Origin of the sequence: Rhodococcus shunpengi (genome assembly GCF_048381395.1) — a bacterium.
Taxonomy (GTDB): Bacteria; Actinomycetota; Actinomycetes; order Mycobacteriales; family Mycobacteriaceae; genus Rhodococcus.
The window spans coordinates 103,712-116,222 of sequence record NZ_JBLWIU010000012.1; the positions used below are offsets into that span (position 1 = coordinate 103,712).

General features: G+C 68.3%; 10 protein-coding genes. 6 read left to right on the forward strand and 4 right to left on the reverse strand.

Translation table 11 applies throughout. The annotated features are described in order from the left end of the window. Nucleotides 1-14: 14 nt before the first annotated feature. On the reverse strand, nt 15-1,337 hold the full coding sequence (locus ACNJ7K_RS05670) for a putative glycoside hydrolase (protein WP_487041333.1): 1,323 nt from the start codon (nt 1,335-1,337) through the stop codon (nt 15-17). A 92-nt stretch (nt 1,338-1,429) separates the two neighbouring features. Further along, on the reverse strand, nt 1,430-2,809 hold the full coding sequence (locus ACNJ7K_RS05675; protein ID WP_487041334.1) for a phenylacetate--CoA ligase family protein: 1,380 nt from the start codon (nt 2,807-2,809) through the stop codon (nt 1,430-1,432). Nucleotides 2,810-2,976: 167 nt separating this feature from the next. On the opposite strand from ACNJ7K_RS05675, the gene ACNJ7K_RS05680 reads away from it, so the two are divergent. From ACNJ7K_RS05680 to ACNJ7K_RS05690, 3 genes are read left to right on the forward strand one after another with little or no spacing between them, the layout of a single operon-like run. After that, nucleotides 2,977-5,112 carry a heparinase II/III domain-containing protein gene (locus tag ACNJ7K_RS05680; RefSeq protein ID WP_487041335.1) on the forward strand — a complete coding sequence of 712 codons (2,136 nt, stop codon included), beginning with the start codon at nt 2,977-2,979 and terminating at the stop codon, nt 5,110-5,112. Nucleotides 5,113-5,153: 41 nt separating this feature from the next. After that, nucleotides 5,154-6,158, forward strand: a complete 1,005-nt coding sequence (locus ACNJ7K_RS05685) for a glycosyltransferase family A protein (RefSeq protein WP_487041336.1) — start codon at nt 5,154-5,156, stop codon at nt 6,156-6,158. A gap of 38 nt (nt 6,159-6,196) precedes the next feature. Beyond that, nucleotides 6,197-6,796 carry a dTDP-4-dehydrorhamnose 3,5-epimerase family protein gene (locus tag ACNJ7K_RS05690; RefSeq protein WP_487041337.1) on the forward strand — a complete coding sequence of 200 codons (600 nt, stop codon included), beginning with the start codon at nt 6,197-6,199 and terminating at the stop codon, nt 6,794-6,796. Between the two features lie 4 nt (nt 6,797-6,800). Here the strand turns inward: ACNJ7K_RS05690 and ACNJ7K_RS05695 are convergent, their stop codons facing one another. Next, nucleotides 6,801-7,445, reverse strand: a complete 645-nt coding sequence (locus ACNJ7K_RS05695) for a PIG-L deacetylase family protein (RefSeq protein WP_106201618.1) — start codon at nt 7,443-7,445, stop codon at nt 6,801-6,803. 319 nt (nt 7,446-7,764) lie between these two features. On the opposite strand from ACNJ7K_RS05695, the gene ACNJ7K_RS05700 reads away from it, so the two are divergent. Genes ACNJ7K_RS05700 through wecC form a run of 3 tightly spaced genes read left to right on the forward strand, consistent with a single transcriptional unit; the run spans nt 7,765 to nt 11,046 of the window. Then, a complete protein-coding gene (locus ACNJ7K_RS05700; protein ID WP_487041338.1) occupies nt 7,765-8,985 on the forward strand; it encodes a hypothetical protein in 1,221 nt (406 codons plus the stop codon). Continuing rightward, on the forward strand, nt 8,982-9,797 hold the full coding sequence (locus ACNJ7K_RS05705) for a WecB/TagA/CpsF family glycosyltransferase (protein ID WP_487041339.1): 816 nt from the start codon (nt 8,982-8,984) through the stop codon (nt 9,795-9,797). The genes ACNJ7K_RS05700 and ACNJ7K_RS05705 overlap by 4 nt, the downstream gene beginning before the upstream one ends. Beyond that, on the forward strand, nt 9,790-11,046 hold the full coding sequence (gene wecC / locus ACNJ7K_RS05710) for a UDP-N-acetyl-D-mannosamine dehydrogenase (protein ID WP_487041340.1): 1,257 nt from the start codon (nt 9,790-9,792) through the stop codon (nt 11,044-11,046). Before ACNJ7K_RS05705 ends, wecC begins: the two co-directional genes overlap by 8 nt. 95 nt (nt 11,047-11,141) lie before the next feature. Here the strand turns inward: wecC and wecB are convergent, their stop codons facing one another. After that, the gene (gene wecB, locus ACNJ7K_RS05715) at nt 11,142-12,299 is read right to left on the reverse strand and encodes a non-hydrolyzing UDP-N-acetylglucosamine 2-epimerase (protein WP_487041341.1); all 1,158 of its coding nucleotides are present in this window, start codon (nt 12,297-12,299) and stop codon (nt 11,142-11,144) included. Between the last annotated feature and the right edge of the window lie 212 nt (nt 12,300-12,511).

Consider the following 12,511-nt stretch of genomic DNA (forward strand, 5'->3'; position numbering starts at 1 on the left):
GCAGATCGACCGGGTCAGTCCGTCCGCAGGAGGATGAGGCCGTCCAGCGGTTCGAGCACCACCTCGTCGGTGACGCTGCCGTCGTTGACGCTCGGGTCCTGCGTCCCCTGCAGGTGACGGTAGGGGCCCTCGAGGTACACGTGTTCGGCATTGTCCCCGCTGTTCACGAGGACGATCCCGTTCTCGAAGTCCCGGCGGAGCACGGTCCGTCCCGCGTCGCCCTGCAGACCGGCGTCGGAGACGGGCAGGCCCAGATAACCGGGGCCGAGTCCCGCCCCGTCCATCTCGTCGTAGTAGGCGGTACTGCCGTAGTGCAGGAGCATCGGCGCCCAGTAACCGTCTCCCAGGAGCGTGGCCGTGAGAAAGAAGCGCGCTCGTCGATAGGTGTCGGCCACACTCCGGCCCGTTCCCAGGCGGTCGATCGTCATCCACACTCCCGGTGATCGATGTCCCCCTCCGGCACTCGTCTCGAGATAGCGGTCGAGGTCCATGCCCGGATCGCGCTCGACCATCGGATCCGCGAAGCTCTCCCAGGCCCGCCCGTCGAGCAGGCCGTCGACCGGGCTGCGATCGCCGTTCGCGACGATGATCGCGTCGGGCATGCGCTCCCGCATGATCCGTTCCGCCACGGTGAGTCCCCGCGCCCACGGCCCGTCGGGGCCGTAGATCTGCGAATCCGGTTCGTCCACACCGTCGCCGTCGATGTCCCACGCGTCCGCGTCGGCCGAGTAGATCCGATCCCCCCAGACGTCGAGGAGGACACCGTCCCAGATCCCGGTCGACCAGACCTGATCGGCGACCCACTCCGCGGCGTACTCGGCATAGATCCTGCCGTCGACCCGCGGCGCCACGTCGGTGAGGTTGGTCATCGTCGTCCGGGGCCATTCGCTGACCGGCTCCCCCGATGCCGTGGTGGCGAGCCATTCCTTCGGGAAGGCGCTGCTGTTCGGGCCGTCGAACTGCCACAGGGCGTACCGATCGGCCCAGTATCCCGGCGACCCCAGCGCTCCCGGAAGGTCGACGAGGTTCAGGTACGCGAGCAGACGGACACGCGGATTCCGCGACCGGAGCCCGTCGAAGTACGATTCCGGAACACGATGCGCCCATTCGTGATCGAGAACCACGAGATCGTATCGGGCGAGCTCCTCCATCGGAGGGAGGCGATCCTGGTCGAGATAGTAGGTGGCGGTTCTCGGGAAGGTCGGCTCACCGGTCGCGGGCATACCCGGCAGGGACATCGCTGTCGACGCCGCATCCGCGGTGGTGTCGCGCGCGGTGGGCGCCGCGCAGGACAGCGACGACGTCGTCACCAGCACGACGAGCAGGATGCGGGACACCGTACGGCCCTTGGACCCTGCCGATCCCGTATGGTGCCGGGATCCTCCCGACCCGCGGCGGCGTCCCGTTCTCCTGTACACGGGATGACGCCTCACTCTCCCGAGCCTAGGCGATAGCCGGTGAAGGCCTCCGCCACAACCGCCGGAACGGAACGGTCCCCCCCACCCTCCACGACGGCCGTCTTGAATTTTCCGGAGGCGGTGCGCGGCACGGCATCCAGGGTCACCACGCGGAGTTCCTGTCCCGGGCCGTACAACCGCTCGACGTTGCGTCTGTACTGCTGCTCGACGCGCTCGGCGTCGAAGCCCACGCCCGGAACCATCCGGATCTCGAACCGTCCCGGAGCGAGTTGCGCGATCTGGGCTTCGCGGACACCGGTGACGTCGTCGATCACGGTCGACGGCATCGGAAGCGGCCGGCCGTCCGCGGTGGTGAACGCGTCCTCGACCCGACCGTCGAGCGCTCCGAGGGTGGGGAACGCCCGGCCGCACGCGCACCCGTCTGCCGGTGCCGGTCCGACCAGATCGCCCGTCCGGTAACGGAAGATCGGGAAACCCCAGTTGTGCAAGGGTGTTCCGATGATCTCCCATCTGTCCGGTGCACCGGGGACGGGTTCGAGTTCGACGATGCCGTAGTCGGGGAAGATGTGCATCGTGCCCGCCTCGCACGTGCCCGCCATCGCGACCCGCTCCGTCTGACCGTAGTGATCGACGATCGGACCTCGGAAGACCTCGCGGATCAGGGCACGCTGGGCGGACCGCATCGTCTCGGAGGACGTGAGGACGGCGCGGACCGGGAGCCGCTCCCCCTGCTCGTACAGCAGTTCCGCGAGCAGGCAGATGCTCGACGGCCAGCCGTCGATCGCGTCGGGACCGAACCTGCGGATGTCCCGCACGATCGTGGGCAGGTCGTCGGGGGTGAGCCGGTAACTCGACACCAACAGCTGTCGTGCGCCGGGGACGATCTCGGTCGGGTTTCCGGGACGGTCGGCCGCGAAGTCGCTACCGCCCAGCGTCACCCGGCGAGGGGCACGCGGCAGGCCGAACCAATTCCACTGCCGCTCGAGCACCCGCATCTCGTAGACCGACGAGCCCGGGGTCCGGTAGACGGTGACGGCCCGGCCGGACGTTCCGCTCGAATGGGCCTCCCACATCGCGCGTGCGGGATAGGCGCGGAACGTCTCGGGACGATCCATCAGGTCGTTGCGGCGGAGGACGGGCAGGCGCCGCAGGTCGTCGAGAGTGTGGATCTCACGCGGGTCCACCTTCTCGCGGCGGAACCACTGCCGGTAGAACGGCGAGGCGACGGCCGCCCATCGCGTCATCGCACGGAGCCGACCTTCCTGGAAGGCACGGATCTCGTCGGGGCCCGCCGCGGCGATCCTGCTGAGTTCACGGCTCATCGGGGCGGCGAGTGGATGCATACGCCGCACGCGGTGCTGGACGGCGACGAGTTTCTTCGGAGGTGCCATGGGCCCACCTTCGGTTCGGATGTGCTCGCGCTAAACATACCTGTAGTCTGATTAAGCGGCAATCTACAGACTTTGATTTTGCTACGGTGGGGATTCGCACCGTGCCGATCCCCTGTCGATCACCTCGTAACGGAGGTCCCGTGCAACCACCTCGTAACGGAGGTCCCGTGCAACGACTTACCTGGTACGCACATCGGCTCCGCGCGATGGAACCCGCCGAGATCGAATGGCGGGTCCGCCGCGTGGTCGGACAACGACTTCCGTCCCGATCGTTCACCGACGCGCAACTCGTCGGGCCCGACCTCGACTGGTGCGGCACCCTCGACCGTTTCCGTGCAACCGAGGGCCGTCCCGTCCTCCTCGGCCACGAACAGGCCGACACCCTCGCCGGAACCGAGATCGCCGCCGCCACGCTCGTCGCCGCGGATCGGGTTCTCGACCACCGCTTCGCCTACTTCGGCTATCCGGAGGCGGCACTCGGGCCCGAGATCGACTGGAATCACGACCCCATCGGCGGGATCGACTGGCCGACACTGCCCGGTCACCGCATCGATCACCGCACCGCGGCCGGCGACCCGAAGTGGATCTGGGAACTGAACCGGCTGCAGCACCTTCCGTGGCTGGCGCAGGCCTGGCTCCTGACCGGCGATGATCGCTACGCCGCCGAGGCGTTCGACCAGCTGGACTCGTGGATCGCCGCCAATCCCCCCGGACGCGGCATCGCCTGGCGCGGAGCGTTCGAGGCGGGCATCCGCGCGATCTCGGTGGCCGTCGCGCTGCAGGGGCTGCGGCACAGTCCGCGTCTCACCGTCGCCCGCTTCCGCGCCGTCGTGTGCATGCTCGCGGAGAGCGCCCGCCGATGCTGGGCCGAACGCTCGTTGTACAGCTCGGCGAACAATCACCTCATCGGTGAACTCGCGGGCCTCGCCACCGTGGCGCTGCTGTTCCCCGATCTACGGCCCTCGCCGCGATGGGAGCGTGATGCCGTCACCGCGTTGTGCGCGGAGGCCGACCGGCAGATCCTGCCCGACGGCAGCGGTGCCGAACAGGCCGTGGGCTATCAGATGTTCACCGCAGAACTGCTGCTCCTCGTCGCCGAGATGCTCCGGCGACGTGACGGATACGCGCCCGTCCTGCTCACGAACGCGATCACGCGCAGCGCCCGGTATCTCGCGGCGGTGGTCGGAGACCACGACCCGGCACCGCGCTACGGGGACGACGACGAAGGGTTCGCTCTGCGCCTCGACGCGTCGCCCGTGCGCACCGTTCGCGATCATCTCGGTCTCGTGGGATGTGTGCTGGGCACACCCGACGCGAGACGGGCCGGCACTCGACCCCCGGCCGCCGGGTGGCTCGCCGCCGCCACGAAAGCCACCGAGGACACGCCTCGCGGCGAACCCTTCGGCAGCTTCCACGCACCCGACGGCGGCCTCGTGGTGCTGCGCTCCGGGCGACGCCGGATCACCATGGACGTCGGTCCCCTCGGGTACCTGTCGATCGCAGCGCACGGCCATGCCGACGCACTCGCGGTCACCCTGAGCGCAGACGGCCACGAACTCGTCGGACATCCGGGCGTGACGAGCTACTACGGCCATCCCGACTGGCGGTCCGCACATCGGGGCACGCGAGCCCACCCGACCGCCTCGGTGGACGGACTCGACCAATCCGTCATCGGCGGTGCCTTCCTCTGGCGGCAGCACGCGCGGGTGCACACGCATTCCGTGGACACCGCAACCGGCTTCGTGGACGCCGAGCACGACGGCTACCTCCGACTCGACGAACCCGTCGTACACCGCCGATGGCTCATCGCACCGCCCGGCCGTGCCACCGCGGTGGTGGTGGACCTGTTCACCGGTACCGGCCACCACGAGTTCCGCACCGCCTGGCCGCTGCACCCCTCCCTCGACGTCCGACCCGCCGAATGCGGCCATCTCGCCCTCCGGGAGGGCGCACCCGCCCTGCAGCTCACCTACGCCGCGTCCTCCGGAGAACCGATCCGCAGCGAGATCCGCGGCGACACCGACACGAATCTGGGCTGGTGGTCGCACCGGCTCGAATCCCGCGTCCCCGCATGGCTCGTCGGCAGTGTCGTGCACGCGCAGACCCCGGTCGCGCTGGTAACGACATTGACGCCGGGCAGCGCCGGAGAACCGGCGGTGTCGGGACTTGCCGTCGCCCTGCGCGACGACGCGATCACCGTCCGGTGGCACGACGAGGACGGCGCCCACCTCCACACCGTCCTGCCGAGCAGCGACCCGCCCGGACACGTGCGGCGCGAGGACGTCGCCGACCCCGTTTCCTGATCACCCGCCTGATCCCCACAGTTTCTCCGAGGAGTTCGAGCATGGAACCGACCTTCAGCTTCCTCACCACCGCCTACCACACCGAGGACTACGTCGCCGAGACGATCGAATCCGTCTTCGCGCAGAAACGGGACGACTGGGAACACGTGATCGTCGACAACGGCATGTCGGACGACATGGCCCGCGTGGTCGGGCGGTATCTGAACGACCCGCGGATCATCCTGGTGCGCCAGGAGAATCGCGGCTACGCGGGCGGGATCGCCGCGGCGGCGAAGGCGGCGCGCGGACGGTACCTGTGTGTCCTCGACAGCGACGACCACCTGATGCCGGGCTTCTGCACGCGGGTCGGTGCCGTGCTCGACGCCCGGCCGGAGATCGACGCCGTCGCGGTGGACGCCCACCTGTTCACCGATGCCGAGGGACTGCTGCCCACCGGGTACATGCGGTCGATCGGGGCCGGCGGGAACCGCCGGGGACGCGGACGCCTCTCCCTGCTCGACGTCCTCGGCGGCGAGGTCCCCTACTACACGGCGGCGATCCGCCGCGAGGCGTGGTCCGCGGTGAACGCCTACGCGTCGGGCATCGAGGACGTCGACGAATCGGTGATCGTCTGGCTCCGCCTCGCCGACCGTTTCGAGGTGCAGATGCTGCCCGACCGGCTCGCCCGGTACCGCCTGCGCGGCGACTCGGATTCACGGGACGAGGCCACCGTCGCGACCTTCGAACGGCAGCTGATCCGGTCGTTCCAGGCGGGCGCGGCGTTGGCGACGACCCCCGAGGAACACGAGGCCCTGGACGAGACGGTGAGCCGGCTCCGCTACGACCAGGCACTGCGTCGGGCCCGGTCCGCCTTCCTCCGCAACGATCTGCCCGCCGCCCGGATCGCGGCCCGTGACGCCTTCACCCACCGGCGTTCCCTGCGTGCCGCTGTCGCGCTCGCGTCCGTCACGGTGGCTCCCGGCCCGGTCCGGATGTTGTACCCGGCGAAACAACGACTGACGAGCGCGGCCGGGCGGGTGGCCGTCCGTCTGAACGCGCCGGTCTGACGCACCTTCCCATCCCGTAGACACGAGGGAGACCTGCGATGCGTATCGACACCACCGACCTGGCCGGTGTTCTCGTTCTCCGCCCCGAACCGTTCCGTGATGATCGAGGCCTGTTCACCCGCACCTTCGACGCGACCGAATTCGACGCCTACCTCCGGAGCCGTCCCGATTCGCCGGCCGTCCGGGCCTCCGACTTCGTGCAGGACTCGCAGTCCCGCTCGGTCCGGGGCGTCGTGCGCGGCATGCACAGCCGCTCCGGGGACGGGGAGGCGAAACTGGTGCGCTGTGCACATGGAGCGATCCACGACGTGCTGGTCGACATCCGTCCCGGATCGCCCACTTTCGGCCGCTCACAGGCATTCCTGCTCGACGACGTCGAGTTCGCCCACCTGTTCGTACCGCCGGGATTCCTGCACGGTTTCCAGGCGCTGGCCGACGTCACCGACGTCTGTTACCGCATCGACCGGCCGCACGATCCGCGTGAGGATCTCGCGGTGGCACACGACGACGCGGATCTCGGCATCGTCTGGCCACTGCCGGTGACGACGATCAGCGCACGTGATGCCGCTGCCGGCAGCTGGAAGGACCTGTTGGCCGGGCTCCCCTCCTCGGAGAACCCGGCCGACGTGTTGTGGTGAATGCTCAGGCGCCCTGCCCGCCGAACCGGACGACCGCCTTCTCCAGGACGAACGCCTCGGCGTGCGGGTACCGGCACTGCACCCCGCGGAGACGGGACAGGCCCAGGAACGACTCCTCGTCGAACCAGTCGTGATCGGTCTGCGACGGATAGTGCTTGAGCAGCACACGCGCCTTCTCCGCCGCGACATCCCTCGTGAGCGGGTGGTACACGGAGGTGGACGGCGTGTCCGCCTCCCACTTGAGGATCTCGTAGCCGAGGACCAGGTGGTCGCGGAAGACCGTCGGCACCATCTCGGCGAGCAAACGATGGTCCTGATGCGCGTCGGCGCGCTGCGGAGCGAACACCACGTCGGGTTCGGTGTGGTAGCGGAAGGACTGGAGTGCGATCTTGATCCCCTCCCAGTACCCCGGGGCACGCCCGTCCGGGATGTCCAGCACGCGGACCATCACGTCCGCTCCGGGACACAGGGCCCGGAGCGCGTGGTTCTCCTCGATCTCTCGCGGGGTGTCGCCGCCGGAGAGGACGAAGGCACGCACGCGCAGGTTCGGGCACGCCGCCGACAGGGTCAGCAGTGTTCCGCCGACCCCCATGGCGATGTCGTCGCAGTGGGCGCCGAACAGCGCGACCTCGCGGACGTTGCGCGGCATCAGTTCGATCACGACTCCCACACCCCCTCGGTGCTGCGGCCGGGTGCGCAAACGACGGGAGACAGAAGCACTTTCATGATCAACACCTTGTCTTCGGCGACGGAGCCCAGGCTGACGGCAGACCCCGCAGAGGAATGTCGATGGGTCCGAAATTTCGATCGTGGTTCCCACTAAAACACATCCGAAGTCCGCCAACAAGGCTTAAACAAACTCTAGGACTTTTTCTAGCTCAGTAGCTATCCTTGCATCAGTTATTTCCGCCATTCACAGACTTTCATCCACTCCACGGACACGGCATTCGTCCCGCGAAGGAGTCCCCATGAAGATTGCGGCAGGACTGCACAAAGATCACGCACCCCCGCAGAGCGGCAGCGACCCTGTACCGCCGCAGAGCGGTAGCGACCACGTACCGCCCCGGAGCGGCACCCGACCGGAGACGGCCGTACGCGTCATCCAGTTGACCGATCTCGCCGTACGCGGGCTCACCCGGATGTACGACGGGGACGGCTTCCCCCAGACCGCACGCGGCACGAGGACATCGTTCGGTACCGAACTCCGGCTCGAGGGGCGGAGCACGCGCTACACCTCGATCGCCGCCCTCGGACTGCACCTGCTGCCCGAACACGTGCAGCGCAGTGTGCTCCACGGGGACACGGCCGCCGAGCTCGCCCGTCGGACGGGGATCCGGGCCCTCGGCCACCGTGACACCGGCGCCCTCGCGCTCGCGGTGTGGGCCTGCGCCGAGATCACCGGCTCGGTCGATTCCGCGCTCTACGAAGAACTCCGGGGCCGGTGCGAGAGCGGCAGCCCCCTGGCGACGGTCGACGCGTCCTGGGCCCTCACTGCCGCACTCGCCGCGCGCACACAATTCGATTCCGGTGGTCTCGTGCAGACGCTGAAGCGACGGATCCTCGCCGCGCAGGGTCCCGGTGGTCTCTTCCCCCACATGATTCCCGTGGGCACGGGCAGCAGACTGCGCCGGCACATCGGGTCCTTCGCCGACCAGGTCTATCCCCTCCAGGCACTCGCCCGGACGGCCGCGGCGACGGACGACGACGTCGCGCTCGCCGCGGCGAACGCGTGCGCCACCCGGATCTGCGCGCTGCAGGGCGAGGCCGGTCAGTGGTGGTGGCACTACGACTCGCGTGGGCACAGCGTGGTCGAGCGCTTCCCCGTCTACAGCGTCCACCAGCACGCGATGGCGCCGATGGTGCTGTTCGATCTCGCCGCAGCCGGCGGCGACGACCACACCGCCGCAATCGAACTCGGGATCGACTGGCTGCAGAGCCATCCCGAGGCGCTGGCCGATCTCGTCTGCGAGTCCCAGGACGTCGTCTGGCGCAAGGTCGGTCGGCGGGAACCGCGCAAGGCCGCGAGATCGCTGGCTGCCGCGGCCACCGCGCTGCGTCCGGGTTCGGAACTGCCGGGACTCGACCGGCTCCTTCCCGCCGGAGTCGTGGACTACGAATGCCGCCCGTACGAACTCGGTTGGATGCTCTACGCGTGGCTGCAGCGCAACGAATTCGGAGGAACCCGATGACCGCCGACCCCACCACCGGCACCCGCACGTCGGCGACCCTGTTCGGGATGCCGCTCGACGCCGTCACGATGGACGAGGCCGTGGCACGGTGCCGCGACGCCCTCGAGCGTCGAGAACCGATGACCGTCGGAGTCGTCAACGCCGCGAAGACCGTTCGCCTCCGCAAGGACGCGGCCCTGCGCGAATCCCTGCTCGAGTGCGACATACTCCTCGCCGACGGTCAGGCGGTCGTGTGGGCGGGCAACCTCCTCGGATATCCGCTGCCCGAACGCGTCGCCGGAATCGACCTGTTCACCTCGCTGCTCGCGACGGCCGACACCGAACACCGCTCCGTCTATCTGCTCGGCGCGGAGCAGTCGGTGCTCGACGCCCTCGTCGACGTCCTCACCACGAAGTATCCCGGCCTCCGCATCGCCGGTGCCCACCACGGCTACTTCGACGAATCCGAGGAGGAGTCGATCGCCCGGGCCATCCGCGAGTCCCGCGCGGACATGCTGTTCCTCGGCATGCCCTCTCCTCGCAAGGAGAACTTCCTGCGGCGCTGGGAGGACGTGCTGGACGTCCCGATACGTCACGGTGTGGGTGGCTCGTTCGACGTCCTCGCCGGGATCACCAAGCGCGCACCCGAGCGGTGGCAGCGCGCCGGCATGGAGTGGGCCTACCGCCTCCTGCAGGAACCGCGCCGGATGTGGCGGCGCTATCTCACGACCAACACCGCGTTCCTGATCCTGCTCGCCCGCGAGCGTTTCCGCACCACCCCGCCCTATCCGCGTCCCGAGAAACTCCCGACCCCGAGGAAGCATCATGGCTGACACATTCAGCGGCACCGTCGCCGTCGTAGGACTCGGCTACATCGGCCTGCCGACGGCCGTCGTCCTCGCGACCCGCGACATCGACGTCATCGGCGTGGACATCGATCCCCGTATCGTGTCGGCCGTCTCGCGGGGCGAGGTGCCGTTCGCCGAACCCGATCTCGCGGTGAGCCTCGCCGGCGCCGTGGCCATGGGGACGTTGAGCGCGACCGACACGGTTCCCCTCGCCGACGCGTACATCATCGCCGTGCCGACACCGTTCAACGCCGATCACACCGCCGACCTGTCGTACGTGCGGCGGGCGACCGAGCAGATCGCCCCCCAGTTGCGCGGCGGGGAGATCGTGGTGCTCGAATCCACCTCACCGCCCGGTACCACCGAGAGCGTCAGCCGGTGGTTGTCCGAACTGCGACCCGATCTCCATCTCCCCCACGCCGACGAGGGTCTGCCGGACATCCACGTCGCCCACTGCCCCGAACGGGTGCTCCCGGGCCGCATCATGATCGAGATGATCACGAACGACCGCGTGGTCGGTGGGATCACGCCGCTGTGCGCCGAGCGCGCCGCCTCGATCTACCGCGTCTTCTGCCAGGGTGAGATCTGCCTGACCGACGCCGCGAGCGCCGAGATGGCGAAACTGGTCGAGAACGCCTACCGCGACATCAACATCGCCTTCGCCAACGAGTTGTCGTACGTCTCGGACGAACTCGAACTGGACGTCTGGGAGGTCATCCGGTTGGCGAATCGCCATCCCCGGGTGAACATCCTCTCTCCCGGCCCCGGTGTCGGCGGGCACTGCATCGCGGTCGATCCGTGGTTCATCGTCGGCGCGTCGCCGGGTTCGGCGAAGTTGATCCGCACCGCACGCGAGATCAACGATTCCAAGCCGAACTACGTGGCCCAGCAGGTCATCGAAACCTGTTCGCGTTTCAAGAATCCGACGGTCGCGTGTCTGGGGCTGACGTTCAAGGCCAACGTCGACGACATCCGGGAGAGTCCGGCCCTGCACGTCGTCGAGCTCATCGCCAAGGCGCTGCCCGACGTCGAACTCCTGCTCGCCGATCCGTTCGTGCACGAGGTTCCCGACACCCTCCTCGGATACGAGAGCGTGCGCACCGCGCGGTGCCGGGACGCCATCGCCGCGGCGGACATCGTCGTCGAGCTCGTGGACCACGATCAGTTCCGGTCGCTGTCGCGCAGCCTCCTGGCGGGCAAGGTCGTGTACGACACCCGCGGGGTGTGGCGCTGAACCCACGAGAATACGGCACCCACGAAAATACGGCCGGTAGGTGTTCTCGCACCTGCCGGCCGTATTCCTTTCGGACTACGCGGTATCCGGACCTGTCAGTAGGAGCCGACCGCCTCGACGGGCGCGAACTCCGAGGGGCGAGGTCCGAGGCCGAAGAAGTGCTCGATCGCCGCCACCGAACGCCGGGCGGCGCTCCCGTCGCCGTACGGATTGACCGCGCGGGCCATCTCGTCGTAGGCCGCGGGCTGGGTGAGCAGCCGGGTGACCCACTCGACGATGAGCTCCTCGTCCGTCCCCACCAGCCGGACGGTTCCCGCCGTGACGGCTTCCGGCCGCTCGGTGGTCTCCCGCATCACGAGGACGGGCTTGCCGAGGCTCGGTGCCTCTTCCTGCACACCGCCACTGTCGGTCAGCACGATCGTCGATGCCGCCATGGCGAGTGCGAAGTCGCTGTAGGACAGCGGATTCGTCACGACCACGTTGCCCAGGTCGGCGAGGGGCGGGAGGAGGACTTCCCGCACGATCGGATTGAGATGTGCCGGCAGCAGGAAGGTCATGTGCGGGAACGCGCGGGCCAGACGGGCGATGGCCCGCGCCGAGCACGCCATCGGCTCGCCCCAGGACTCGCGTCGATGTGCCGTGACGAGAACCATCGGACGACCCAGCAGCGGAGCGAGATCCGGGTTGTCGAGCGAGGGTTGCTGCGAGGTCACCGTGTAGAGCGCGTCGATCACCGTATTGCCGGTGACGACGATGTCGCCGGGATCGATCCCGTCCGCCAGGAGATTGGCGCGGGAGGTGGGGGTGGGCGCCAGGTGCAGCGACGCCAGTTGCGAGGTCAGGCGCCGGTTGAGTTCTTCGGGGAAGGGGTTGTAGCGATCCCCCGTCCGGAGTCCGGCCTCGAGGTGCACGAGCGGCACCTTGCAGTAGAACGCCGCGAGGGCCGCGGCGAAGCAGGTCGTCGTATCTCCTTGGACGAGAACCGCACCGGGTTCCTCCCGGGCTATCACATCCGACACCCCACCGAGGGCCTTGGCCGTGATGGCCTCCAGCCCCTGCCGTTGGGTGAGGATGTCGAGGTCGTGGCTCGGTTCGATACCGAACAGGGTGTTGACCTGGTCCAGCATCTCGCGGTGCTGGCCGGTCACTGCGACAACGGGTTCGAGTACTTCCGATCTCTGCAGGGCGGTGACGACCGGCGCCATCTTGATCGCCTCGGGACGAGTTCCGTAGACCACCAAAACCTTCTTCATTGCTCAATAGTAGCGACATTTTTCTACCTATAGACCGATTTCTGCCCATAAAACCAACCTAGAGTATAGTTTCATTTCGGTGCTCCGTCTGCATGCGTCGACAGCACACGACAGGCGTGGATGCGGACTCGATTCGCCCGAATGCGCTGCGCGCTCGGTCCATCTACGCAACCGTTACGACTTCGTGAACTCCCGTGAAGACTGCCGCGCAC